The organism is Streptomyces sp. CHD11, assembly GCF_018638295.1.
GTDB lineage: Bacteria > Actinomycetota > Actinomycetes > Streptomycetales > Streptomycetaceae > Streptomyces.
The window spans coordinates 219440-244886 of sequence record NZ_JABTTS010000001.1 but is presented as its reverse complement, the minus strand read 5'-3'; the positions used below and the strand labels follow the sequence as shown (position 1 = coordinate 244886).

20 protein-coding genes and 1 pseudogene are annotated in these 25447 nt (G+C 73.1%); 16 read left to right on the top strand and 5 right to left on the bottom strand.

What is annotated here, in order from left to right; genetic code table 11:
- The first annotated feature begins 63 nt into the window (after positions 1-63).
- From HTV45_RS00990 to HTV45_RS00980, 3 genes are all read left to right on the top strand, one after another.
- Positions 64-960, top strand: a complete 897-nt coding sequence (locus tag HTV45_RS00990) for an RNA polymerase sigma-70 factor (RefSeq protein WP_215203616.1) — start codon at positions 64-66, stop codon at positions 958-960.
- Positions 961-1450: 490 nt separating this feature from the next.
- Complete coding sequence (locus HTV45_RS00985; protein WP_215203615.1) at positions 1451-3181, top strand: L-aspartate oxidase; 1731 nt, start codon at positions 1451-1453, stop codon at positions 3179-3181.
- 157 nt (positions 3182-3338) lie between these two features.
- Positions 3339-4085 carry an SDR family oxidoreductase gene (locus HTV45_RS00980; RefSeq protein ID WP_215203614.1) on the top strand — a complete coding sequence of 249 codons (747 nt, stop codon included), beginning with the start codon at positions 3339-3341 and terminating at the stop codon, positions 4083-4085.
- 300 nt (positions 4086-4385) lie between these two features.
- Here the strand turns inward: HTV45_RS00980 and HTV45_RS33835 are convergent.
- Positions 4386-4773: pseudogene (locus HTV45_RS33835) on the bottom strand (alpha/beta fold hydrolase); the annotation flags it as partial.
- Positions 4774-5046: 273 nt separating this feature from the next.
- Here HTV45_RS33835 and HTV45_RS00975 point away from each other — a divergent pair.
- The 5 genes from HTV45_RS00975 to HTV45_RS00955 all read left to right on the top strand — a co-directional run bounded on the left by HTV45_RS00975 (position 5047) and on the right by HTV45_RS00955 (position 9348).
- The gene (locus tag HTV45_RS00975; protein WP_215203613.1) at positions 5047-5658 is read left to right on the top strand and encodes a hypothetical protein; all 612 of its coding nucleotides are present in this window, start codon (positions 5047-5049) and stop codon (positions 5656-5658) included.
- Positions 5655-6869: a macrolide family glycosyltransferase gene (locus HTV45_RS00970; RefSeq protein ID WP_215203612.1), complete on the top strand. Its 1215-nt coding sequence runs from the start codon at positions 5655-5657 to the stop codon at positions 6867-6869. Before HTV45_RS00975 ends, HTV45_RS00970 begins: the two co-directional genes overlap by 4 nt.
- 2 nt (positions 6870-6871) lie before the next feature.
- Positions 6872-7363 (top strand): hypothetical protein, encoded by a 492-nt coding sequence (locus tag HTV45_RS00965; protein WP_215203611.1) that lies wholly within the window; start codon positions 6872-6874, stop codon positions 7361-7363.
- Positions 7360-8286, top strand: a complete 927-nt coding sequence (locus HTV45_RS00960) for a hypothetical protein (RefSeq protein WP_215203610.1) — start codon at positions 7360-7362, stop codon at positions 8284-8286. Before HTV45_RS00965 ends, HTV45_RS00960 begins: the two co-directional genes overlap by 4 nt.
- 189 nt (positions 8287-8475) lie before the next feature.
- Positions 8476-9348, top strand: a complete 873-nt coding sequence (locus HTV45_RS00955; protein ID WP_215203609.1) for an endonuclease/exonuclease/phosphatase family protein — start codon at positions 8476-8478, stop codon at positions 9346-9348.
- A 6-nt stretch (positions 9349-9354) separates the two neighbouring features.
- On the opposite strand, the gene HTV45_RS00950 is transcribed toward HTV45_RS00955, so the two are convergent.
- Entirely contained in the window at positions 9355-9687 is a 333-nt protein-coding gene (locus HTV45_RS00950) for a putative quinol monooxygenase (protein WP_215203608.1), read from the bottom strand.
- 11 nt (positions 9688-9698) lie between these two features.
- Positions 9699-11246 carry an MFS transporter gene (locus HTV45_RS00945; RefSeq protein WP_215203607.1) on the bottom strand — a complete coding sequence of 516 codons (1548 nt, stop codon included), beginning with the start codon at positions 11244-11246 and terminating at the stop codon, positions 9699-9701.
- Positions 11247-11578: 332 nt separating this feature from the next.
- On the opposite strand from HTV45_RS00945, the gene HTV45_RS00940 reads away from it, so the two are divergent.
- From HTV45_RS00940 to HTV45_RS00925, 4 genes are all read left to right on the top strand, one after another.
- Positions 11579-12343 carry an ABC transporter ATP-binding protein gene (locus HTV45_RS00940; RefSeq protein ID WP_215203606.1) on the top strand — a complete coding sequence of 255 codons (765 nt, stop codon included), beginning with the start codon at positions 11579-11581 and terminating at the stop codon, positions 12341-12343.
- A gap of 3 nt (positions 12344-12346) precedes the next feature.
- Positions 12347-14878, top strand: a complete 2532-nt coding sequence (locus HTV45_RS00935; protein ID WP_215203605.1) for an FtsX-like permease family protein — start codon at positions 12347-12349, stop codon at positions 14876-14878.
- 565 nt (positions 14879-15443) lie between these two features.
- On the top strand, positions 15444-16715 hold the full coding sequence (locus HTV45_RS00930; RefSeq protein ID WP_215203757.1) for a sensor histidine kinase: 1272 nt from the start codon (positions 15444-15446) through the stop codon (positions 16713-16715).
- The gene (locus HTV45_RS00925; RefSeq protein ID WP_215203604.1) at positions 16703-17362 is read left to right on the top strand and encodes a response regulator transcription factor; all 660 of its coding nucleotides are present in this window, start codon (positions 16703-16705) and stop codon (positions 17360-17362) included. The genes HTV45_RS00930 and HTV45_RS00925 overlap by 13 nt, the downstream gene beginning before the upstream one ends.
- Positions 17363-17565: 203 nt before the next feature.
- Here HTV45_RS00925 and HTV45_RS00920 read toward each other — a convergent pair whose 3' ends face one another.
- A complete protein-coding gene (locus HTV45_RS00920) occupies positions 17566-17922 on the bottom strand; it encodes a MazG-like family protein (protein ID WP_215203603.1) in 357 nt (118 codons plus the stop codon).
- Positions 17923-18015: 93 nt separating this feature from the next.
- Positions 18016-18558, bottom strand: a complete 543-nt coding sequence (locus tag HTV45_RS00915) for a DoxX family protein (RefSeq protein WP_215203602.1) — start codon at positions 18556-18558, stop codon at positions 18016-18018.
- Between the two features lie 129 nt (positions 18559-18687).
- Between HTV45_RS00915 and HTV45_RS00910 the strand changes: the two genes are divergently transcribed.
- The 4 genes from HTV45_RS00910 (at position 18688) to HTV45_RS00895 (ending at position 25421) form a co-directional block, all read left to right on the top strand.
- Complete coding sequence (locus tag HTV45_RS00910) at positions 18688-19014, top strand: nuclear transport factor 2 family protein (RefSeq protein WP_215203601.1); 327 nt, start codon at positions 18688-18690, stop codon at positions 19012-19014.
- 312 nt (positions 19015-19326) lie between these two features.
- Positions 19327-20535, top strand: a complete 1209-nt coding sequence (locus HTV45_RS00905) for a S8 family peptidase (protein WP_215203600.1) — start codon at positions 19327-19329, stop codon at positions 20533-20535.
- A gap of 179 nt (positions 20536-20714) precedes the next feature.
- Positions 20715-24089 (top strand): pyruvate carboxylase, encoded by a 3375-nt coding sequence (locus HTV45_RS00900; protein ID WP_215203599.1) that lies wholly within the window; start codon positions 20715-20717, stop codon positions 24087-24089.
- 519 nt (positions 24090-24608) lie between these two features.
- Positions 24609-25421 carry an SAM-dependent methyltransferase gene (locus tag HTV45_RS00895; protein WP_215203598.1) on the top strand — a complete coding sequence of 271 codons (813 nt, stop codon included), beginning with the start codon at positions 24609-24611 and terminating at the stop codon, positions 25419-25421.
- Positions 25422-25447 lie beyond the last annotated feature (26 nt).

Below are 25447 nucleotides of genomic sequence, written 5' to 3'. Positions count from 1 at the left end.
CCGCGGGCGCGGGCTGCCGGAGCGGCTTGTAGCATGGTTGCGCCGGAGTGGGAAGGGACAGTCATGCGCGCTGGGGACGACAGCGATTCCCTCGACCGGGCGACGGACGATTTCCTCGCGGCGCGCCCGCAGCTGTTCGGGATCGCCTACCGGGTGCTCGGCAGTTCCGCGGAGGCCGAGGACGTCCTTCAGGAGACATGGCTGCGGTGGCAGAACGCCGACCGCGGCGCCGTCCAGGAACCCACGGCCTTCCTCACCACGATCACGGCACGTCTGGCCATCAACGTCGCTCAGTCGGCGCGGGTGCGCAGGGAGGCGTATGTGGGTCCGTGGCTCCCCGAACCGGTGGACACCACGCAGGACCCGCAGATGGGCGCCGAACGGGCCGAGGCGCTCGAGATGGCGGTGCTCCTCCTCCTCGAGAAGCTGAACCCCGTGGAGCGGGCGGCGTATGTGCTGCGGGAGGCCTTCGACTATCCCTACCGGCAGGTCGCGGAGATGCTGGAGACGAGTGAGGCCAACACCCGCCAACTGGTGAGCCGGGCGCGCAAGCACCTTGCCGCCGAGCGCCGGGAGCAGGTCAGCCCCGCCGATCACCGGCGCCTGCTGGAGTCGTTCCTCGCCGCCGCGCAGACGGGTGATCTGGCGGTGCTGGAGAACGTCCTCGCCGCCGATGTCGTCAGTTACGCCGACGGCGGCGGCATGCGCGGCGCCTCCAGGATCCCCGTGGTCGGACGTACGCACGTGTCCAAGTACCTCGCCGCCTTCGCGCCGCGCTTCTGGCCGCCGGCCGGGACCCGGTGGGTCGAGGCCAACGGGCGTCCGGCCGTCCTGGTCTCGGTCGGCGACAACCCGGTGGCCCTGCTGTCCGTCGACGTGTCCGCGGCAGGCATCGACCGGATCATGTGGGTGATGAACCCGGACAAACTGGCGCCCTATGTGGCGTCGCTGAACGCCTGAACCCGACCGCGACCGTGGGCGTGGGCGGCCACTCCGAGCGGGTGTGCGCCGGGGTCTGCGCTGACTGCCGTCACCGGGAGCGGGACCGGCAGCCCTCCCGGGCGACGACGACCCGGCGCTGGGGCGCTGGGGAACATCCGGATCACCGGCGACCTGGATCCCGTACAGATCGAGAGGCTGCTCACGGTGGCCGGCCGTTGTCCGGTGCGGTGCCTGATCACCGGGGACGTCGCGGTGGCCCCCGTGCCCACGGTCGTGACACCGCCGCGCCGGCCCGGGCAGCGGACGGCGCGGCCGGACCGACCGTGGGCACGGCTCCGGCCCCGCGCCCGAAGCCCGTGCCCCGGAGGGTGTGTTCCCCCTGTGGCGCCGGGGCGCCGACCTGTTTTCCCGAGCGCATCCTGGGACGGGGGTGTGCGCGACGCCGGGTGTCACAACCTCCTCGGTCATCCGGTCGTAGGCGGTGAACACCCCGACGATCGGAGCAATCGTGGCTGTCACCGAACAACGTCTCTCCACCAGGGTCCTGGTGATCGGCACGGGCGGAGCCGGACTCCGGGCGGCGATCGAACTGGCCGAGGCCGGTCTCGACGTCCTCGCCGTCGGCAAACGGCCCAAGGAGGACGCCCACACATCCCTCGCGGCCGGCGGCATCAACGCGGCTCTGGCCACCATGGACCCCGGCGACAGCTGGCAGCAGCACGCGGCGGACACCCTCAAGGAGAGCTACCTGCTCGGTGACCCCCGCACCGCCGAGATCGTCACCCGGGGAGCCGCCCTCGGCATCGACGACCTGGAGCGGTACGGCATGGCCTTCGCCCGGGAGGAGGACGGCCGCATCTCCCAGCGCTTCTTCGGCGCGCACACGTTCCGCCGCACCGCCTTCGCAGGGGACTACACCGGTCTGGAGATCCAGCGCACGCTCATCAGGCGGACGGACCAGCTGGACATCCCGGTGCTCGACGGCGTGTACATCACCCGGATCCTGACCCATGAGGGTGTCGTCTTCGGCGCCTACGGTTTCGACCTCACGGACGGGACCCGCTACCTGATCCACGCCGACGCCGTCATCCTGGCGGCCGGCGGCCACACCCGCATCTGGCGGCGCACCTCTTCGCGGCGCGACGAGAACACCGGCGACTCGTTCCGGCTCGCCGTGGAGGCCGGGGCCCGGCTGCGGGACCCGGAGCTGGTGCAGTTCCACCCCTCCGGGATCATCCAGCCGGAGAACGCGGCCGGCACCCTGGTCAGCGAGGCCGCACGCGGTGAGGGCGGCATCCTGCGCAACGCGCTCGGTGAGCGGTACATGAGCCGCTACGACCGCGAGCGCATGGAGCTGTCCACCCGCGACCGGGTCGCCCTGGCCTCCTACACGGAGATCAAGGAGGGCCGCGGCACCGAGAAGGGCGGTGTGTGGCTCGACGTCTCGCACCTGCCCCGGCAGACGATCATGCAGCGGTTGCCCCGGGTCTACCAGACACTGCTGGACCTGCAGATGCTCGACATCACCCGGGACCCGATCGAGGTCGCGCCCACGGCGCACTACTCGATGGGCGGGGTCTGGGTCCGCCCGGAGGACCACAGCACGGACGTCCGCGGCCTCTATGCCATCGGTGAGGCGTCGAGCGGGCTGCACGGCGCCAACCGCCTCGGCGGCAACAGTCTCATCGAGTTGCTGGTCTACGGCCGGATCACCGGGCAGGCGGCCGCCGCCTACGCGGAGGCGCTGCCCGCCCACCCGCGGTCGGCGAAAGCGGTGACCGAGGCCCGCGCGGAGGTCGACGGCCTCCTCGCCGCGGACGGGCCGGAGAACGTCCGCGCGCTGCAGCGCGCCATCCGCGACACCATGACCGAGCACGCCGGCGTCGTACGGAACGAGGAGGGACTGCGGACCGGACTGTCGGAGCTCGCGGCCATCGAGAAGCGCATGGAGGACGTCGGCGTCCATCCCGACATCGCCGGGTTCCAGGATCTTGCGCACGCCTTCGATCTGAGGTCCGCCGCCCTCTCCGCACGGGCCACGCTCGAAGCGGCGCTCGAGCGACGGGAGACCCGCGGCTGCCACAACCGCAGCGACCACCCGGGCATGGACCCGGCCCTCCAGGTCAATCTCGTCTGGTCGCCGACGACGGGAATCACCCGCGAGAGCATTCCCGCCGTCCCCGGTGACATCGCCTCCCTGATGGAGGAGGTGTCGACCGACGGCAAGCTGGCCGAGTGACCGCAAGGTGAAACGTGTGCCCCGGACAAAACGCGTGCCCCGGACAAAGGGAATGCCGGGGTCCCGGCCGCCGTCACAGGCGCGGCACCCATCCGGTCCATCTCAGTGAAGACCTCAGTGAAGACACCTTCCGACATCCACCGAGAGGATTCCCGTCATGAAGATCGTAGTGATCGGCGGTACCGGGCTCATCGGCTCGAAGCTGGTCGAGCAGCTCAAGGCCCAAGGGCACGAGGCGGTCCCCGCCGCCCCCAACACCGGTGTCAACACGCTGACCGGTGAGGGCCTTTCCGAGGTTCTGCAGGGCGCCCCGGTCGTGGTCGACGTCTCCAACTCGCCCTCGTGGGCGGACGATGCCGTCATGGAGTTCTTCCGCACCTCGACCACCAACCTCCTGAAGGCGGAGGCGGAGGCCGGTGCGACCCACCATGTCGCCCTGTCCGTGGTGGGCACCGACCGGCTCCAGGAGAGCGGCTACTTCCGCGCCAAGCAGGCGCAGGAGAACCTCATCAAGGAGTCCGGCATGCCGTACTCCATCGTCCACGCCACGCAGTTCTTCGAGTTCATGAAGGGCATCGCGGACCTGGCGACCGAGGGTGACACCGTGCGCCTCTCCCCGGCCGGGATCCAGCCCATCCTCTCCGACGACGTGGCCGCGGCCGTGGGCCGTACGGCCGTCGGTGCACCCGTCGACGCGGTGGTGGAGATCGCCGGACCCGAGGCGTTCCCCCTGGACGAACTCATCCGCAGGACGCTCGCCGCCCGGAACGACCCGCGCACCGTCGTGACGGACCCTCAGGCGCGGTACTCCGGCGCGCCGCTGGAGGAGAACACCCTGCTCCCCGGCCCCGGCGCGCACCTCGCCGAGACCCGCTACACCGACTGGCTCGCGCAGCAGAGCTGAGTCCTCCGGCCGCGGCCCCGGTCCCCGACACCAGGGACCGGGGCCGTCCTCCGTTCCGGGCCAGGCGATCCCGCGCCGCCTGGGCCGGGACTCGTCCGGAACACGGCACCGGAAGCGGAGGGCGTCCTCTTCGGCGCCGGTTCCGCGGTGTCTCCTCCGTTGGCGTGCGACGGCCGGTGAGGAAAGCGGTGTTTCACGGGCGTGCCGTTCGGAGGCCGTCCGGAGGGGCGCGGGCACGCGGAAGGGCGGAGCGGCTCCCGTGCCACTCCGCCCTCCGGGGCGCCGGTCCGGACAGCCGGCCGAGCGGGCCGCCTCCTCGACGACCAGGGCCACGTCGTGCGGCCGCGACACACTCACGGCGTGCGACGCCCGTACCTCCACTGTGCGCGCGCCGACGCGCTCGGCCATGAAACTCTGGGTCTCCGGGGGATGTCGAGGTCCTCGGTGGCCACCAGGAGCCAGGACGGGACGCTCTTCCAGGCGGGCTCCGACGCTCCCTCCTGCAGAGCCGCGTCGGTGACCGGCCGCTGGGTGACCGCCAGGAGGCCGGCGGTGTCCTCGGGCACGTGTCCGCGGCGAACTGGTGGGGGAACAGGCCCTGGTCGATGTACACCGCTCCCGGGGAGCCGTCGGGCAGGGTGACCGGGACGGGGCGCAGGGCTTCGCCGAGGGTGCTGCCGGGGAACCGGCAGCCGGCCACTCACCCCCTACGAGAGGTCGGGTGCCGCCGGTGTGACACCGCCGCGCCGTGACATCCGTCAGGCCCGTCGTCACAAGCGCCCCCGGCACAGGGCCTCCTCCACATCATCCGGGCGCTCCCTGTCACAGATCGCGGGGCTGCCCGGTCCCTAGGGAGGAACGCGGGCGACTCGGCGCCGTGGACGAGAGAGGGTGAACGATGAGTGGCTTGGGTCCGCAAGGCCTGCCCCGGCCCGCAGCGGTGGTGGCAGGAGGCGGAGGCGTGCTCGGGGCCGCGCACGTCGGGGTGGGACACGCGCTGGAGCGGCGCGGATTCAGCCCCGGCCCGCTCACCGGCACACCCGCCCCGCTCGACCACGGAGACCTCGAGTCCGCGCTGCCGGCCGGCGCGGCCGTCCCGGGCGTGCCGCCCCCGGCCGAGCGGGAAGGCCGCACGTTCGTCGACGGCGGGGTATTCGCGTACGTCCCCGTGCGGGCGGCCCTGAAGGCGGGGGCGGCCGGTGTGGTGATGCCGTCGACCGGACCGGAGGGCCGGCCCCTGCCCCCCGCCGTGCCGCCACGCCGGGCCGGGGCGGCCGCCTCCCGGGCAGGCCTGGTCCTGCTGCGTCACCGCGTCGAGTCCGAGCTGCGCGAGGCGGCCGCACACGTCCCGACCGCCGTGGTGCCGACCGGCATCGAGGGCCGGCCCGCCCCGTGGGACCTCGGCCACGCGCAGCGGATGATCGACACCGCCGCCCTCGCGGGAGGGCGCTTTCTGGACCGGCTGCGCATCGAAGGGCCCGGGCTCCACGGCGACGACGACAGCCCCGCCGCCGTCCCGTCCGCCGCTCCGGGCACCGCTCGGACCTTTCGGGGGAGGAGGGCGGGCCGGTGAGCACCGTCGCGTTCCTCAGCATCCCCCTGCACGGACACATCAATCCGACGCTGCCCGTCGTGGCCGAACTCGTCCGCCGCGGCCACACCGTCACCTATCACACCACCGCCGCCTTCGCGGACGAGACAGCGGCCACGGGCGCGACCGTGCGCCTCTACTCCGGGGACGGCCCACCGCTCACCGGCCCGCCGACGCCGGTCACGCTGCTGGACGGGCTCGCCCGCACCGCCGTCGCTCTGCTGCCCGACGTGCTGTCCGACCTGCGCCGGGACCGGCCCGACCTGATCGTCCACGGGGCCGCCTGCCCATGGGGCCCGGTCGCCGCGAACGAACTCGGCGTACCCGCGGCGTCGGTGTTCACCACCATGGCGTTCAACCGGTCCGTGCCCAGCCCCGGCCGCGCCTCGTGGCGGCTGCTGACCTCGGCCGCGGCCCGGCCCCGCAACGTCCGCGGCTTCGTGCGGTCGCGCCGGCGGCTGTCCCGCCGCTACCGCACCCGGGGACTGCCCCTGCTCGACCTGGTGAACGCGCGTCAGCCGCTCAACCTGGTGTTCACCTCGCGTGCGTTCCAGCCGGGCGCCGGCACGTTCGACCGGTCGTACCGCTTCGTCGGCCCCAGCGTCGGCGCCCGTCCCGACGACCCGTCGTTCCCGGCCGACCGCCTGCGGCCCCCGGTGCTGTACGCCTCGCTGGGCACGGTGTTCGACGCGGGACCCCGGGTCCTGCGCGCCTTCGCGGACGCGCTGGCGCCCCTGGGGGGCACGGTGGTCCTCTCGACCGGACACACCGATCCGGCCGTCCTGGGCCCCCTGCCGTCCCACGTGATCGCCCGCCGCTTCGTTCCCCAGCCGGACATCCTCGAGGGGGCCTCCCTCTTCGTCACACACGGAGGGATGAACAGTGTCAACGAGGCCATGCACGCCGGAGTGCCCATGCTGGTCGTCCCCCAGGGCGCGGACCAGCCGCTGGTCGCCCGGCGGGTCGTCGAGCTCGGCGCCGGCCTGTCCCTGAGGACCGAGGACGTCACCCCGGCCGCGGTGAACACCCTCGCGCGGCGCCTGCTCACCGAACCCGGCTTCCGCCACGCGGCCGCCGAGCTGCGCTCCGCCCAGCGGGAGGCGGGCGGCAGCCGGCGCGCCGCCGACGAACTCGAGGACTTCCTCGACCGGTCCGGCCGGCCGGCCCCGGCGGACTCATCACAGGAGCGCTGATCGTGTCACCCGTCGTTGTCGTCCTGGTGGTGCTCGCCGGACTGTCCGAAGCCGCCGGGCGCATTCTTCCCCTGGTCGCCCGGCGGTCCGGTGTGTCGCGGCCCCTCGTGTTCGGTCTCCTGCTGACCGGCACCGTGGTCGAGAGCGCCATGATCGCGCTGTGGCCGCTGACCGCGTGGACGCTGGCAGAACTGACGCTGTCCGCACCGGTGTCCGGCGTCGACGGCCTGACCTGGACACCCGGTCAGGTCGCCCCGATGCTGCTGGGCGCCGTCATCGCGTTCCCGCTGCTCGGGCCGCTGCTGCATCTGCTGCTCCTGGTCGGGGTCGGGGCCGGACTGGCCGGCCCGCTCGCCGCGACGACGGGTGTCGGCTGGTGGGTCGCCGCGGGCTGCGTGGCCCTGGCCGGAGTCGGACTGGCCGCAGTCGTCGAGGCCGTCCGCCGCCTGGTCGCGCGGATCGGCGTCGTGGGAGCACGGGAGCTGACCGCATGACCTGGTTTCCGCTGTTCGCCCTGGTCCTGGGTCCGGTGCTGCTCGCCGAAGCCCTGCTCGCCCGCTACGAGGTCATGCTCTACATCGCCGGATGGCGCTCACCCACCACCCGGCTCCCCCCGGGCATGCCCTACGCCCGGGGCGCGGACCCGGACCGACCTCCGGCCGCCTACGTGGTCTATCTGGACGGCATCGGCAAACGCCGCTTCACCGACACCCGCGACGGGGGCCGGCTGGTCAAGGCCCTGATCGCCGCCGCGCCGGACCTGCGGGTGCTGGGGCAGGTGCAGCCCTACTCCCCGCTGGCCGCCCCGCTGGCCGGCCGGCCCGTGTGGGAGTGGATCCGCCGGCGCGTCGGTATCCTGCTGTTCCTGCACAACGTCATGCAGATCTTCGTCGCCGCCGACCGCCGCTACCGCCCCCTGTACAACCGGGCGGTGGGCGCCCAGATCGCCAACCAGCTGATCCTGGCCGGCTACCGGCCGTACAGCGGCGTCCCCGTGGTGCTGCTCAGCTACAGCGGCGGCGCCCAGGTGGCCACCGGAGCCGTGGAGGAACTGCACACCCGGTTGCGCGCCCCGCTGCTGCTGATCACTCTCGGCGGCTTCCACAACGGCGCCAACGACCTGACCCACGCACGGCACCTGCATCAGCTGACCAGCGCCCACGACCGGATCGAGCGGGTCGGCACATGGCTCTTCCCGCAGCGCTGGCGGCTGCTGCGGCGCAGCGGATGGAACCGGGCCCGGCGTGCCGGGAAGGTCACGGTGCACCGCCTGGATCCGGCCACGCATCTCGGGCGGCGCAGCTACATCAGCCGGGAGTCGTACCGCTCCGACGGCCGCAGTCACCTCGACCACACCACGGACACCGTGCTCGCGCTCGTCCGCGGCCTCGACCGGGTGGAGCGCAGGGCCCGGTGAGACGCCAGGCGCACGCTGTCCGCGGGCCGGTCGTGTCCGGTGGGACCTGACAGGGCGTCCGGCCGGCCCGGCCCGGGGCGACTTCACCGGGAACGGGGCAGGAACAAGGGCCGGAAGTCCGGGCCGCCGCCGAGAGTCTGTGCTTCCCTTCTCCCGTTCGCACGGGCCCCCTACGTGACCTGGAGAAGCATGATGTCGAGATTCCGACGTCCCGGCCGTACCGCCGCCGTACTCGCCGTCCTCCTGCTGGCCACCACGGCCCCCGCCGCAGCGTCCGGTGTCGTCGGCGCCACCGGTTCGCGTGCTCCGGCGGTCCCGCTGCGGGTGGCGACGTACAACATTCACGCCGGAGCCGGCGAGGACCAGATCTTCGACCTCGGCCGCACCGCCGCCGCCTTGCGCGCACTGCGCGCCGATGTGATCGGCCTCCAGGAGGTCGATGTGCACTGGGGTGCCAGGAGCGCCTTCGTCGACGAGGCCCGCGCGCTGGCCGGGGAGCTGCGCATGCGGGTGTTCTTCGCTCCGATCTACGACCTGGAGCCGGCCGGCCGGGACGGCGAGCGCCGGCGATTCGGAGTCGCCGTGCTGAGCCGCTACCCGGTGCTCCACGCCGAGAACCACGAGATCACTCGGCTCTCCACCCAGACGCCCGATCCCGTACCCGCTTCGGCGCCCGGCTTCGCCGAGGTGGTGGTCGGGGTGCGGGGCGTACGCGTGCACGTCTACTCCACGCACCTGGACCACCGGGCCGACCCGTCGGTCCGCGAGGCCCAGGTGGCGGACATGCTCGCCGTGCTGGCCGCCGACCGCGGGCCGAAGGTCCTCGTCGGCGACTTCAACGCCGAGGCGGGCGCGCCCGAGCTGGCGCCCCTGTGGCGCACGCTGCGCGACGCCGCCCCGGACAGCGGCGGTACGTACCCGGCCGCCGACCCCGTCAAGCGAATCGACCTGGTCACCGTCTCGCCCGGCATCACGGTGACCGGCGCCCGCGCGGTGGCGACGGACGCGTCCGACCACCGTCCGGTGGTCACGTACCTGAAGGTGCCCCGGCGCGGCCGCTGAGGCGGTTCACCGCTGCCCGGGGACGCTCATCTCGCCCAGCTCGGACCAGTTGTCCTGCGGGATCGACACGTTCACGACGCGCGGGGTCTCGGCGAGGTGCGGCGGCAGGGTCCGCTGTGCGGTCCTGAAGTGTTCGGAGTGCACGTGGGCCGCCCCCGCCTCATTGTCACGGAAGGCCTCGACCAGCACGTACTCGGTCGGATCCTCGACACTGCGCGACCAGTCGAACCACAGGCAACCCGGCTCCCCGCGGGTCGCGGCGGTGAAGTCCGCGGTGATCCGCGGCCACTGGTCCGCGTACTCGGGACGGACCCGGAACCTGGCGGTGATGAAGATCATCGTTTTTCTCCTCACCCCGGACCCGTCCCCACGCCGCCCTGGAGGCGTTGCAGGTCGGAGGGGCGTACCTGGATGGCCAGAAGTGCGATCAGTGCGGCGACCGCGGCGAACACCGCCGCGGTGACGAACGCGGACGACACCCCGGCGGTGAGTACCTCGTCGCCCCAGGGAGCCGGCAGCTCTCCGGCGCGCTGGAAACGCTCGCGTTCGGCCGGGGTGGCCTGTTGAAGGAAGCGCGGTATCTGTTGCTCGGCCTCGTTGCGGCTCGCGGTGCCGTACATCGTGACCAGGATGGACAGACCGAGCGAACCACCGACCTGCTGGGTGGCGTTGAGGAGCCCGGAGGCGGCGCCGGTCTCCCGGACGGCGACGTTGGACAGCGCCATGAGCGTCAGGGCCACGAACTCCATGCCCATACCGAGGCTGAAGACCAGCATCGGACCGAGCACACTGCCCGCGTAGGTGGAGTGGACGTCGGTCAGGGTGAGCCAGCCGAGCCCCGCCGCCGCGAGGAGAGCGCCCAGCACCATGAAGGGTTTGGGCCCGTACACGGGCAGGAACCGTGAGGTCAGCCCCGCACCGATCGCGATGACCGCGCTCACCGGCAGGAAGGCGAGTCCGGCCCTGAGCGGACTGAATCCCAGCACGTTCTGCACGAACAGCGTCAGGAAGAAGAACATGCCGAACATCGCCGCCGCGAGGCACAGCATGATGCCGTAGGTGCCGGCGCGATTGCGGTCCGCGAACATGTGCAGCGGAGTGATCGGCTGCCGGGACCTTCTCTCGACCAGCACGAACGAGGCGAGGACGACGACGGCCCCGGCGAACGAGACCAGGGTGAGGGTGTCCCGCCAGCCGTCCTGCGCGGCCCGGATGAATCCGTAGACCAGCAGCACCATGCCCGCCGTGGAGGTCATGGCGCCGGTGAAGTCGAAACGGCCCGGATGGCGCTCCGACTCCTTGATCCAGCGCGGGGTCGCCAGGGCGATGAGGAGCCCGATCGGGACGTTGACGAACAGCACCCACCGCCAGTTCAGCCACTCGACGAGGACGCCGCCGGCGAGCAGCCCGATCGCGCCGCCGCCCGCCGACACCGCGGCGAAGACCCCGAACGCCCGGTTGCGCGCCGGGCCTTCGCGGAAGGTCGTGCTGATGAGGGCGAGGGAGGTCGGCGAGGCGATGGCGCCGCCCACGCCCTGCAGGGCGCGGGCGGCCAGGAGCTGGCCGGAGTTCTGCGCGAACCCGCCGAGCAGGGACGCCACCACGAAGAGCAGCACACCGAAGACGAAGACGCGCCGTCTGCCCAGGATGTCGCCGGCCCGTCCGCCGAGCAGCAGCAGCCCGCCGAAGGTGAGCGTGTAGGCGTTGACCACCCAGGACAGGCTGGTGGTGGAGAAGTCCAGGGAACGCTGGATGTGCGGCAGCGCGATGTTCACGATGGTGATGTCCAGCACCACCATCAGCTGACAGGAGGCGATCACCAGCAGGGCCATCGCGTTGCCGCCGGTCTCAGGGGTGGTGTGCTGCGGCGCGGAGGCCGGTCGCGGTCCACTGGTCATGGTGGGTCGCCCTTCCGGGATGGCACCGTTCGACCGTACGCGCGCGCCCGGGCTCCCACCACTCGGGCACCACGGCACCGCCGGGCGCCCGCCGCGGGTCGGTGCCCCGCCGGTCGGCGACGTGACGCCCCGTACACACGGGTCCGCGGCACGGCCTTGGGGAGCTCGCCCGTCACGACGACGGCGGAGCGGACCGCCGACCCCCGGCCGCCGCGCGCCGGCGGTAGTGCCTGCACCACCTCCGCTCGGTTGCTGGCTGCATGGGTTCGCGGCGCCGCGCCTCCTACCGTCGAGTGGTCAAGCGAAGAGCACTGCCCGGAAGGCACCCCACCATGTCAGTGACCCCGGCCGATGTCGCCGTCAGCCTCGAGCATGTGCACAGGACGTACGGCGGCGACCAGCCGGTGGTGGCCCTGGACGACGTCAGCGCGGTGTTCACGCGCGGCACGGCCACAGCCGTGATGGGACCGTCCGGATCCGGCAAGAGCACCCTGCTGCACTGCGCGGCGGGGCTGGACCGGCCGGACTCCGGACGGGTGCGGATCGGGCGGACGGACCTGTCGTCGATGTCCGAGAAGCGGCTGACCGAACTGCGCCGCGGCCGGGTCGGATTCGTGTTCCAGGCGTTCAACCTGGTGGGCGCGCTGAATGTGGAGCAGAACATCATGCTGCCCTCGCGGCTGTCGGGCCGGCGGCCGGACCCGGCCTGGGTGGACGAAGTGATCGGCAGGGTGGGACTGGGCGACCGGCTGCGGCACCGGCCGGCCCAGCTCTCCGGCGGCCAGCAGCAGCGGGTCGCCATCGCCAGGGCGCTCGTCACCCGCCCGGAGGTGATCTTCTGCGACGAACCCACCGGCGCGCTGGACACCCGGACCGCGGCCGGCGTCCTCGCCCTGCTGCGGTCGGCGGTCGACCAGAGCGGACAGACCGTCGTGATGGTCACCCACGACCCGGTCGCCGCGTCCTACGCCGACCGCGTGATGGTCCTCGCCGACGGGCGGATCGTGCGGGACATGCCCCAGCCGGGAGCCGAGCGGATCGCCGGACACCTGGCCCTGCTGGGACGCCGGCAGCCCGTCGCGACCCGGGAGGGCTGAACGGTGCTCCGGCTCGCAGCGCAGATGGTGCGCTTCCGCACAGGCAGTTTCGTCGCCACCCTCGTCGCCCTCACCGCGGGCGTCGCCATCCTGATGACCTGCGCCCTGCTCGTGGAGTCGGGATGGCGCCACCAGGGCCAGCCGCAGCGCTACGGGGCCACTGACGCCGTCGTCGCCGACCGGGAGATGAGGGTGGCCGGTCCGACGGTGTTCGGCGAGACCGAGTACACCACCGTCGCGTTCCCCGAACGCGGCAGTGTCGCCGAGGAGCTGACGGCAGAACTGGCCGAAGTGCCCGGCGTGGCGCGCGCGGTGGGCGACCGCTCGATCGAGGTGACCGCGGCGGCCGCGCCCGAGGTGCCCACGACGGGCCACGGCTGGGCGAGCGCCGCCCTCGCCCCGTACCGGCTGGTGTCCGGCGGGCCGCCGCGCTCCGGCGGGGAGATCGCCGTCGACGCCCGGCTCGCCGACCGCGCGGGTCTCGCACCGGGCGACACCACGGAGATCGTCACCGCGGGGGAGAGCCGGCCGTACCGGGTGAGCGGGGTGGTCGAGAGCGACGGTGCGGCGGGGGAACGGGCGGCGCTGTTCTTCACCGACGCGCGGGCCGCGGCCGTCGATCCGCATCCGGGGCGTTTCGACGCCGTCGGCGTCCTCGCCGAACCGGACGCCGACCGTTCCGCCGTACTCGCGGCGGTGCGCCGGATCGCGGACGGCGCCGACGCCAAGGCCTACACCGGTGACGAGCGCGGGCTGGCCGAACAGCCCGAGGCCGCCGCCGCGCGGGCGTTCACCCTCCAGGCCGGCAGCGCGTTCGGCGGATACGCCGCGATGATCATCGTCTTCGTCGTCGCCGCGACCGTGGGCCTGTCGGTACAGCACCGGCGCCGCGACCTCGCCCTGCTGCGTGCCGTCGCGGCCACCCCGGGCCAGGTGCGGCGGATGCTCCTCGCCGAGGTGGGACTGCTCGCGTCGCTCGCCGCCGTCGTGGGAGCGCCGGCCGGACTGTTGGCCACGGGGCTCATCCGTGACGAACTGGTGTCCCGGGAGTTCGTGCCCGACGGCTTCACCGTCCAGGGCGGGCTGCTGTCCGCCGCGGCCGTGACCGTGGCCGTCGCCGCAACGGCGCTGTCGGCCGCCTGGATCGCGGCCCTGCGCGTCACCCGGATCCGTCCCACCGAAGCCCTCGGCGAAGCGGCCGTCGAGCGCGGCCTCGGCAGCAAGGCCCGAGTGGTGACCGGCCTGGTGTGCCTCGCCGCCGCGGTATCGCTGACCGGCCTCACCGGCGCCACCGACGGCCAGAGCGCGCTGGCCGCGGCCATGGGCATGCTCTACGCGTTCGTGCTGGGGGTCGCGCTCCTCGCCCCGTGGATCAACCAGGCCGCGGCCCGGCTGCTCGGCCCCGTCCTGCGCGCGGTGTGGGGCGACAGCGGCTACCTCGCGGCGGCGAACCTGCGGGCCAACGCCCGCGGCATGGTCGCCGTCCTCACCGCGCTGGTGCTCTCCGTCGGATTCGGCGGCACCGTCTGGTTCCTCCAGGACAACCTCCAGCGGCAGACCGTGGTGCAGAGCCGCGACGGCATCCTCGCCCAGTACGCCCTGACCGGTGACGCCGGACTGCCCGCCGCCGCCACCGCAGAGGCCCGCCGGATACCCGGGGTGGTCGCCGCGACCGGCGTGCGCCGTACCTCCGTCATCGTGCGGGGCGGGCTCGAGGCGCAGACCGTCGTCGCCCAGGGCGTCGATCCGCAGGGCGTGGAACGGACACTGGATCTCGGGATCCGCTCGGGCAGTCTCGCCGAGCTGGCCGAGGACACCGTGGCCGTGTCCGCCGCGCAGGCGGACTCCGCCGGCTGGGAGCTCGGCGACAAGGCCGAGCTGTGGCTCGGCGACGGAACGCCCGTCACGCTGCGCGTGGTCGCCCTGTACGAACGCGGCTGGGGCTTCGGCGACGTCACCCTGCACACGCGGACGCTGACCGGACACACGGTCAGCGGGCTCGACGACCAGGTGCTCATCCGCACCGGGCCGGACGCCGGCGGCACGGAGGCCGCCCTGGGCGACCTCGCCCGCCGGTATCCGTCCGCCGCCGTGGTGGACACCGACCGGCTCACCGGCGAACTCGCCCAGGACCTCGCGGTCAGCGGCTGGCTGAACAAGCTGCTCATCGCCGTTCTGGTGGGATACGCGGTACTCGCTGCCGCCAACACGCTCGTCATGGCCGCCCTGGCCCGCACCCGGGAGCTGTCCCTGCTGCGCCTGGTCGGTGTCACCCGCGGCCAGGTGAAGCGGATGGTGCACGCCGAACAGGCCGGCCTGCTGGGCGTGGCCCTGGTCATCGGGGGCACGATCGCCGCCGTCACCCTCACCACGATCGTCAACGCCGTGTCCGGGCAGCGCGTCCCCCATGTCCCCGCCGCCGGTTCGGCCGCCATCGTCGGCGGGACCGTCGCACTGGCCTTCGTCGCCACGATGCTCCCGGTCGGCCGGCTGCTGCGCACTCCTCCGGTCGAGGGCATCGGCATCCGCGAGTGACACCGCCGGCCGGCCGGAGTCCAGGGCTTTCCCGCCCGGCCGCTCCACCCCCGGCGGCACACCCGCCGCCCGCGACGGGACACACGCCCGGTCCCGGGCCCGGTCCGGCACCGGGAGCACTGGTGACCGTTCGCGGGCCGGGGGTGTCGTCGGCCGGTCCCGGCCCAGCGTTCCCGATGTCCTGGCCGGAGGTGTCGTCGGCCGCTCCGGCACAGTCTCCCGGCCGTTCCCGAACAGGAGGTGGCGTCGGTTGGTCAAGGTTCCGGGTCCGCGGGCCGGAGGTGCTCCGAGCCGTTCCCGGGCGGGGGACGCCCCCGCTCCCGCCCTGCGGTACACCGTCGCCACCCGGTCCCGGGCCGGAAGTGACCCCGTTGCCGTCCCGTCCGCAAGCGCTCGCAGCATGCATCGGACCGAGAACGCTCCCCGCGCTAACGAGCGGGGAGCGTTCTCGGGAGCCGCGCGGGGGCTTTGTCCGTCCCGGAGCGGGAACGTCCGCGTACCACTGGGCGGATGGCCGGGCGGGCCGGGGAGCCGGCGTTCTATCCTCCGTGCCTGGGAGGTGCCGATCGTGGTGACCGAGGAACGCCCGGCGGACAGCCGCGCGGGATGGGCGCGCGCCGCGCCGGCGCGTGCCCGGGCGACACTGGACGCCCTGGAGCACCTCATCGGCGGTATGGGCACCGGCCTGCTCGCGCTGCTCGCGACGCTGTGGCTGGCCCTGACGGCCGTCGCCTGCCTGGCCGGGGTGGGCCTGTGGCTGCTGCCGTCCGCCCTGCACGCGGTGCGGGCCGTCGCCGACCGGGAGCGGACCCGGCTGTCCCGCTGGGGCCCGGAGATCATCGGCCCCGCGCCGCTGCCGTCCGGGCGGTGGGCCGCGGCGCGTGACCGGGCCGTCCGCCGCGAGGTGCGCTGGGTGTGCACGCACGCGGTCCTCGGCCTCTTCCTCGGGCTGGTCGGGGCGACACTGCCGCTGAACGCGGCGCACGACGTCGGCTTTCCGCTCTACTGGACCTTCCTGCCGGAGCAGGAGGCCACCGCGGCCGTGGGCTGGTGGACCGTGCGCGACTGGCCCGGCGCCCTCTTCATCACGCTGCTGGGAGCGCTGTGGGTCGGGATCATCGTGCTGTGCGCGCCCCCGCTCGCACGGCTGCAGGCGTGGCCCGGCCGACGGCTGCTGACCCCGGACTCCGGGACCGACCTCGTCCTGCGGGTCGCGGAGCTCACCGCCACCAGGGCCGCCGCCCTCGACGCCCACGCCACCGAGCTGCGCCGCGTCGAGCGCGCGCTGCACGACGGCACACAGAACCGGATCGTCGCGGTCACCGTGCTGCTCGGCGTGGCCCGCCGCGCCCTGACCCGGGACCCCGCGGAGGCCGAGGCCGTCCTGGCGCGCGCCCAGGACGCCGCCGAGCAGGCGCTCGCGGAGTTGCGGGGGGTGGTCCGCAGCATCCTCCCGCCCGTCCTCGCCGACCGAAGCCTGCCCGACGCCCTCACCGCCCTGGCGGCCGACTGCCCGGTGCCCTGCAGCCTCGACGCCGACGTGCCCGGCCGGTGCGCCGCGGCGGTGGAGGCGACGGCGTACTACGTGGTCGCCGAGGCACTCACCAACGTCGCCAAGCACAGTGGCGCCGGTACGGCCGGAGTCGTCGTGCGGTGCCTGCACGAGCGGCTGCACGTGGAGATCCACGACGACGGCCGCGGCGGCGCCGACGAGCGGGGCGGTTCGGGACTCACCGGGATCCGCCGCCGCACCGAGGCGCACGACGGAACACTCGAGCTGGCCAGCCCACCCGGCGGCCCGACCACCCTGAAGGTGACCCTGCCATGCGGATCGTGATCGCCGAGGACGACGCGTTGCTGCGTGAGGGGCTCGCGCTGCTGCTGCGCGCCGAGTCCCTGGACGTGGTGGCCACGGCCGAGAACCCCGAGACCTTCCTGCAAGCCGTGGACGCGGAGCGGCCGGATGTCGCCATCGTCGACGTACGGATGCCGCCCACCCATACGGACGAGGGGATCACGGCGGCCGTGGAGGCCAGGCGGCGCCGCCCCGAACTCGCCGTCCTCGTCCTGTCCGCATACGTCGAACAGGCCTTCGCGACGGAGCTGCTCGCCCAGGGCACCGCCCGGATCGGCTATCTGCTGAAGGAACGGGTCGGCCGCGTCGAGGAGTTCCTCGACGCACTGCACCGGGTGGCCGGTGGCGGTACCGCCATCGATCCGGAGGTCGTCGCGCAACTCCTCACCCGCACCCGGCCCGACGCCCGCCTGCAGCGGCTGAGCCCCCGTGAGCGGGAGGTACTGGCGCTGATGGCGGAGGGACTGGGCAACACGGCGATCGCGGAACGGCTCGTCGTCTCCGACGGTGCCGTGCACAAACACATCCGCAACATCTTCGCCAAACTCGATCTGGCACCCACCGACCGGACGGACCGCCGGGTCGCCGCCGTGCTGCACTACCTGGACGACGCCCGGCACCGGGACTGACGGCGCGCCGGGCGTCCCCGGGGGCACCGTGCCGGGCCGTCCGGCCAGTGCCGGGGTGCCCGGTTCCCGCGACCGGTCCGGCCGCGTCCCGCGCAGCGGCCCCACCGGACGCGCGGCCGGCGCTCAGGGGCCGGGGGGCGGCCGCCGGCACGGGGCCGCAGGGGTCCTCGGCCTTCCGGCTCCGTGCCCCGGCCGGACGGGCGCTACCCGCCGAGCGAGCGGCGGGTGAGCCCGTCCAGGTGGCGGGTGAGGACCTCGCGGGCGTCGGGGGTGAGCGTGCGCAGCGCCACCAGCGCCGTGACGGCGACATCGCACAGCTCGGATCTGACGTCGTCCCAGGTGTGGGTGGTGCCCTTGCGCGGGTTCTGGCCGGTCGCACCGATGACGGCCTGGGCGACCTCCCCGACCTCCTCGGACAGTTTCAGGATGCGCAGCAGTACACCGTCCGGGCCGTCGACGGGACGGTTCGCGTCCAGCCAGCCGCACAGGCCCTCGACGGACTCCCACAGATCCGCTCCGGCCGCCGCCGGCGGCGGGGGAGGAGGCGCGTGTTCGCTCATGGCGTCGAGCCTGACACGGGCCACTGACAACCCACGGCGCGGCGGTCCCGCGGCCGTCCCTCGACGGCCCACCACCGGCCCGGACAGCACTCGTTACTCGAACAGCACCTCCTGCTCGCCCTCCCTGGCCTTCCGCAGGCGGCGGTCGCGCGCTCCCAGGATCACCGCCGTGGCCGCCGCCATCGCCGCGAAGGCCGCCGGAATCATCCAGTTCCGGTTGACCGTATGGCCGAGGACGTGGTCCAGGGAGAGCCGGCCGGGTCCCGTGACGGCGAGACCGGCGGCCGTCAGGCCGAGGGACGCGGCATACTCGAAGCCGCCCTCCTGGTTGAAGAAGCCGTTGGGCGCGTGCACGGCGGACGCGCCCGCCATCGCACCGGCGGCCGCCGCGCCCGCCGCGGGGGTCGCGAGGCCGAGCGCGAGCAGCGTGCCGCCGCCCGTCTCCGCGAGGCCCGCCACCGTGGCACTGGTCCGGCCGGGCGCGTAACCGATGGACTCCATGAACTGACCGGTGCCCTCGATTCCGCCACCGCCGAACCAGCCGAAGAGCTTCTGCGCGCCGTGCGCCGCGAGCACCCCGCCCGTTCCCAGCCGGAGCAGCAGCAGTCCCAGATCGCCTCGGTCGTAACAGGTCACGTCGTCTCCCCGGGAGCGTTGGCTTGGCCGGACCACCGTCGCACCCCCGGCACGGGCCGGGCCCGTCGCCGGTCGCCGTTCGGGTGACGCGGGTGGCGGGGTCCGGCGGCCGGTACGACGCTGGCGGACATGACCATTCAGATCACGCGTCTCAGCGACCCGGCGGTGCGTGGCTTCGTCACGGCCGTCAACCACCACGACCGGGAGAAATTCATGGCCCTCCTCGCGCCCGGCGTCACGATGGCGGACGACGGCACCGAGCGGGACCTCGAGGAGTGGACCGACCGGGAGATCTTCTCCTCCAACGGTCACATGGAGGTCGAGAACGAGTCCGACGGCGGCCGCCGCCTCGTCGCCCGCTACAGCAACGACACCTACGGCGAGATGCGCACCCGCTGGAGCTTCACCGTCGACGAGGACGGCCGCATCTCCCGCTTCGAGACCGGTCAGGCCTGACCGGTCCCGACGGTACGGGGTGCGGACGGGGCGGCACAACAAACGTCCCCGCCGTGAGAGTTGGGTGAGGGGACGGTCACAGACCTCGCCCAGCCGCTCATCGAGGGTTTCGAGCAACGCGCTCAGCTCGGTCTTTGCCCGGCGGTTGGCTCCGACTTGGGCGGACGTTGTGGAGATCGGCCGGCACAGCGCCCCGGCCGCCGGACCGGCCCATTGAACTGACCGCGACAAGTAGTCACTCTTCTCGTCAGCCTCCGGAGCGACACCGCGCCGGAGGCCCACCCCCCACACCTGACGAGGAGATCCCTCTTCATGACCCATCAGACGCGCACCGCCGCCATGAAGGTCACCGCCGCCGCCTGCGCGGTCACGGCCGCGACCACGGCAGCCCTGCTCGGGGCGTCCTCCGCCCGGGCGGCCGAACCCGCCCAGGGCACCGTCCTCGGCCTGAACGCCGAAGGAGCCGTCGCCGGCAGCTACATCGTCCTGCTCGACGAGAAGACCACCTCCGCCGACAAGGAGGACCTGGCCCAGGAGTACGGCGGTGAGCTCAGCCGGTCCTACCGGGCGGCCCTCGACGGGTTCGCCGCGGACGGCCTGAGCGAGACCGAGGCCAGGCGCCTCGCCGCCGACCCGGCCGTCGGCGCCGTCGTGGCCAACCGCACGTACCGCACCACGGCCACCCAGGACGACCCGCCGTCCTGGGGCCTGGACCGGGTGGACCAGACGGACACCGCCGGAGACAGCAAGTACACCTACCCCGACCAGGCAGGCGAGGGGGTCACCGCCTACGTCATCGACACCGGCGTACGCGTCACGCACCAGGACTTCGAGGGCCGTGCGACCCACGGGTACGACGCGGTCGACAACGACGACACCGCCGACGACGGCAACGGCCACGGCACGCACGTCGCCGCCACCATCGCCGGCTCCGCGCACGGCGTCGCCAAGAAGGCGAACGTGGTGGCCGTCAGAGTCCTGGACGACAACGGCTCCGGCACCACCGAGCAGGTCATCGCCGGCATCGACTGGGTCACCGAGAACCACCGGGGCCCCTCGGTGGCCAACATGAGCCTCGGCGGCGCGGCCGACCCCGCCCTCGACGCGGCGGTCCAGAAGGCCATCGCCTCCGGGGTCACCTTCGCCGTCGCGGCCGGCAACGAGTCCGCCGACGCCTCCGGGGGCTCACCCGCCCGCGTTCCCGAGGCCCTCACCGTCGCCTCCAGCACCGAGGACGACGCCCAGTCCGACTTCTCCAACTTCGGCACGGCCGTGGACCTCTACGCGCCCGGCTCCGACATCACCTCTGCCTGGAACGGCAGCGACGAGGGCACCAGGACGATATCCGGCACCTCGATGGCCTCCCCCCACGTGGCCGGCGCGGCCGCCGTGTACCTGGCAGGCCACCCGGACGCCGGCCCGGCGGCCGTGGCGGACGCGCTGACCGGCGGGGCCACCGCGGACAGGATCGGCAACCCCGGCACCGGCACCCCGAACAAGCTGCTCAAGATCACGGAATGATGTGCGGCGTCCCGGGTAGGGGTCGCTGACACGCGTGCGGGGCCGCAGGAGGACGAATCGTTCCTCCCGCGGCCCTCACACACCTCGGCGGCCAGGTGTGAGTGGCCCGGCTCACATGGCGTACCGGACCTGCCACGGACACGATGGTCTTCGTCAAAGGCAGGCTGAAGGGATCGAGAATGTTCCGCAAGGTGCTGGTCGCCAACCGCGGTGAGATCGCGATTCGGGCGTTCCGGGCGGGCTACGAGCTGGGCGCCCGAACCGTCGCCGTCTTCCCCCACGAGGACCGCAACTCGCTGCACCGCCTGAAGGCGGACGAGGCGTACGAGATCGGCGAGCCAGGGCACCCGGTGCGGGCCTACCTCTCCGTGGAGGAGATCGTCCGCGCCGCACGGCGGGCGGGCGCCGACGCCGTCTACCCGGGCTACGGCTTCCTGTCCGAGAACCCGGAACTGGCCAGGGCCTGCGAGGACGCGGGTATCACCTTCGTCGGACCCAGCGCCGAGATCCTGGAACTGACCGGGAACAAGGCCCGGGCCGTGGCCGCCGCCCGCGAGGCCGGCGTGCCGGTCCTGGGCTCCTCGGCACCCTCCACCGATGTCGACGAACTCGTCCGCGCCGCCGGTGACGTCGGCTTCCCCGTCTTCGTCAAGGCGGTCGCGGGCGGCGGCGGTCGCGGTATGCGCCGCGTCGAGGACCCCGCCCAGCTGCGGGAGTCCATCGAGGCGGCCTCCCGGGAGGCCGCCTCGGCGTTCGGCGACCCCACGGTGTTCCTGGAGAAGGCCGTCGTCGAACCGCGCCACATCGAGGTGCAGATCCTCGCCGACGGACAGGGCAACGTCATGCACCTGTTCGAGCGGGACTGCTCGGTGCAGCGCCGCCACCAGAAGGTGATCGAACTCGCGCCCGCGCCGAACCTCGACCCCGCGCTGCGCGAGCGCATCTGCGCCGACGCCGTACGCTTCGCCCGGCAGATCGGCTACCGCAACGCCGGCACCGTTGAGTTCCTCCTCGACCGCGACGGGAACCACGTCTTCATCGAGATGAACCCGCGCATCCAGGTCGAGCACACGGTCACCGAGGAGGTGACCGACGTCGACCTGGTCCAGTCGCAGCTGCGCATCGCCGGCGGCGAGACACTCGCCGACCTCGGTCTCTCCCAGGACACCGTCACCCTGCGGGGGGCCGCGCTGCAGTGCCGCATCACCACCGAGGACCCGGCCAACGGCTTCCGCCCGGACACCGGACGGATCAGCGCGTACCGCTCGCCCGGCGGCTCCGGCATCCGGCTGGACGGCGGCACCACCCACGCGGGGACGGAGATCAGCGCCCACTTCGACTCGATGCTGGTGAAACTCACCTGCCGGGGGCGGGACTTCGGTGCGGCGGTGGGCCGGGCCCGGCGCGCGGTGGCCGAGTTCCGCATCCGCGGCGTCGCCACCAACATCCCCTTCCTGCAGGCGGTCCTCGACGACCCGGACTTCCAGGCCGGACACGTCACCACCTCGTTCATCGAACAGCGTCCGCAGCTGCTCACGTCGCGTCACTCCGCCGACCGCGGCACCAAACTGCTCACCTTCCTCGCCGACGTCACGGTGAACAAGCCGCACGGCGAGCGTCCCGAGCTGATCGACCCGCTGACCAAGCTGCCGCCGGCCGCCACCGGTGAACCACCGGCCGGCTCCCGGCAGCGGCTGGCCGAACTCGGCCCCGAGGGCTTCGCGGCCTGGCTGCGCGCCTCGCCGGCCATCGGCGTCACCGACACCACGTTCCGCGACGCCCACCAGTCGCTTCTCGCCACCCGGGTCCGCACCAAGGACCTGCTCGCCGTCGCCCCCGTGGTGGCGCGCACCCTGCCCGGACTGCTCTCCCTGGAGTGCTGGGGCGGCGCCACGTACGACGTCGCCCTGCGCTTCCTCGCCGAGGACCCCTGGGAGCGCCTGGCCGCCCTGCGGGAAGCCGTACCGAACATCTGCCTGCAGATGCTGCTGCGCGGCCGCAACACGGTGGGCTACACCCCGTACCCCACGGAGGTGACCGACGCCTTCGTCCAGGAGGCGGCGGCCACCGGCGTCGACATCTTCCGCATCTTCGACGCGCTCAACGACGTCTCCCAGATGCGGCCCGCCATCGACGCCGTACGCGGGACCGGCACGTCCGTCGCCGAGGTGGCCCTGTGCTACACCGCCGACCTGTCCGACCCGTCCGAGCGGCTCTACACCCTGGACTACTACCTGCGGCTGGCCGAGCAGATCGTCGAGGCGGGGGCCCACGTCCTGGCCGTCAAGGACATGGCGGGACTGCTCCGGGCACCCGCGGCGGCGACCCTCGTGTCGGCCCTGCGGCGGGAGTTCGGCCTGCCGGTGCACCTGCACACCCACGACACCGCCGGCGGTCAGCTCGCCACCTACCTCGCCGCGATCCAGGCGGGCGCGGACGCGGTCGACGGGGCGGTGGCGTCCATGGCCGGCACGACCTCCCAGCCGTCCCTGTCGGCGCTCGTCGCGGCGACCGACCACTCGGAGCGGCCCACCGGCCTGGACCTGGCGGCCGTCGGTGACCTGGAGCCCTACTGGGAGAGCGTCCGCAAGGTCTACGCCCCCTTCGAGGCCGGCCTCGCCTCACCGACCGGCCGCGTCTACCACCACGAGATCCCCGGCGGTCAGCTCTCCAACCTGCGGACCCAGGCCATCGCGCTCGGCCTCGGCGACCGTTTCGAGGACATCGAGGCGATGTACGCCGCCGCCGACCGGATGCTCGGCCGTCTGGTGAAGGTCACCCCGTCCTCGAAGGTGGTGGGCGACCTGGCCCTGCACCTGGTCGGCGCGGGCGTCTCGCCGCGCGACTTCGAGGAGGAGCCGGACCGTTTCGACATCCCCGACTCCGTCATCGGCTTCCTGCGCGGCGAGCTGGGCACTCCGCCCGGCGGCTGGCCGGAGCCCTTCCGCAGCAAGGCCCTGCGGGGTCGCGGCGAGGCCAAGCCCGTGCAGGAACTGTCCGCCGACGACCGGGAGGGCCTGGCGAAGGACCGCCGGCCGACCCTCAACCGGCTGCTGTTCCCCGGCCCCACGCAGGAGTTCGAGACGCACCGGCAGTCCTTCGGTGACACCGGCGTCCTGGACAGCAAGGACTTCTTCTACGGACTGCGCCCGGGCAAGGAGTACAGCGTCGACCTCGAACCCGGTGTCCGGCTGCTGATCGAACTGCAGGCCGTGGGCGACGCCGACGAACGGGGCATGCGGACCGTGATGTCCACGCTGAACGGGCAGTTGCGGCCGATCCAGGTCCGCGACCGGTCGGCGGCCTCCGACGCACCGGTCACGGAGAAGGCCGACCGCACCGACGCCGGCCATGTCGCGGCGCCGTTCGCCGGTGTGGTGACGCTCGCGGTCGCCGAGGGCGACGAGGTGGAGGCCGGCGCCACGGTGGCCACCATCGAGGCGATGAAGATGGAGGCGTCGATCACCGCGCCGAAGTCCGGCACGATCGCCAGGCTGGCGATCAACCGGATCCAGCAGGTGGAGGGCGGAGACCTGCTGGTGGAACTCGGCTGAGCGGCGGAGCCCGCCGGGCTCTCGCGGCCCACGGCGACATCAGGGCCCTGGGCCGTGACAAGCTGCGGCGCGTCACGCCGTCCGTCGCTGCTCGCGGCGGTCACCGCCCTCGGCCCCCCCCGCGCCCGCGCGGCGGAGCCGGCAGTTCCGCGCGCCCCCGCAGGGGCGCGCGGAACTGCGCGAGCAACCCCACTCACCTGACCCGCACGTCGGGGGGGGCAAGGGTGCAGCGCACCTCGAGGACGGGACGGGACGGCGGGGGCGGTCAGCGCCCCGCTCGGCGCGGGCCCGCTCCCCGGACCGCCCGGCGGCCACCGCGCGGTGGGGTGGGGGAGCCACAGGAAGGCGGGCGGGCATCCCCGCCGGATCCGCCGCGCGGCGCAGGACCTGACCCTTCGCGCAGGCCGGGCCGTGTGAAGTCGCCGGGTGTCCCTTTCGAACAAGCCTGCGCCGACAAGCTGTGGGAACGTAGATTATGCGTTGGCCAGAACAGCCCTCGAACAACTACGGACGGTACACATGACCGACCCCGCCGCGGCGCCCGGATCAGCGCAGCAGAAGATCGACACCTCGGTGCCGCACTCGGCCCGCATCTGGAACTACTGGCTGGGGGGGAAGGACAACTACCCCGTCGACGAGGAAGCCGGTGACGCCTACACCGCCGTCTTCCCGGGGATCGTCACCATCTCCCGCAGCAGCCGGGCCTTCCTGCGGCGCAACATCACCCATCTGGTCGCCGAGCAGGGCATACGCCAGTTCCTGGACATCGGGACGGGGCTGCCCACGGCCGACAACACCCACCAGGTCGCCCAGCGGATCGCGCCGGACTCCCGCATCGTCTACGTCGACAACGACCCGATGGTCCTGGCCCACGCCCGTGCGCTGCTCTACTCCACTCCGGAGGGGGCCACGGCCTATGTCGACGCGAACGTCCTGGACCCTGACCGCATTCTTGAAGCCGCGGCCCAGACACTGGACTTCACGCGTCCCACCGCCCTGATCCTCAGCAACATCCTGGGCCACATCGCGGACTACGACCAGGCGCGGTCCATCGTGACCCGTCTGATGGCGGCCCTGCCGTCCGGCAGTTATCTCTCCATCAACGACGGCTCGCGCGGTATCGACCCGGACTTCGAGCAGGCCCAGGACGCCTACAACGAGAGCGGCGCCGTGCCCTACAACCTGCGTACCGTCGAAGAGATCACGGCCTTCTTCGACGGGCTGGAGCTCGTCGACCCCGGCGTCGTGTCGGTGCAGCTGTGGCGTCCGGACGCCACCGCGCCCGAGCCGGTCGTCATCGCCGAGCACGGCGGCCTCGCCCTCAAGCCCTGACCTCCGGGCCTGACCCAAAGCATTGG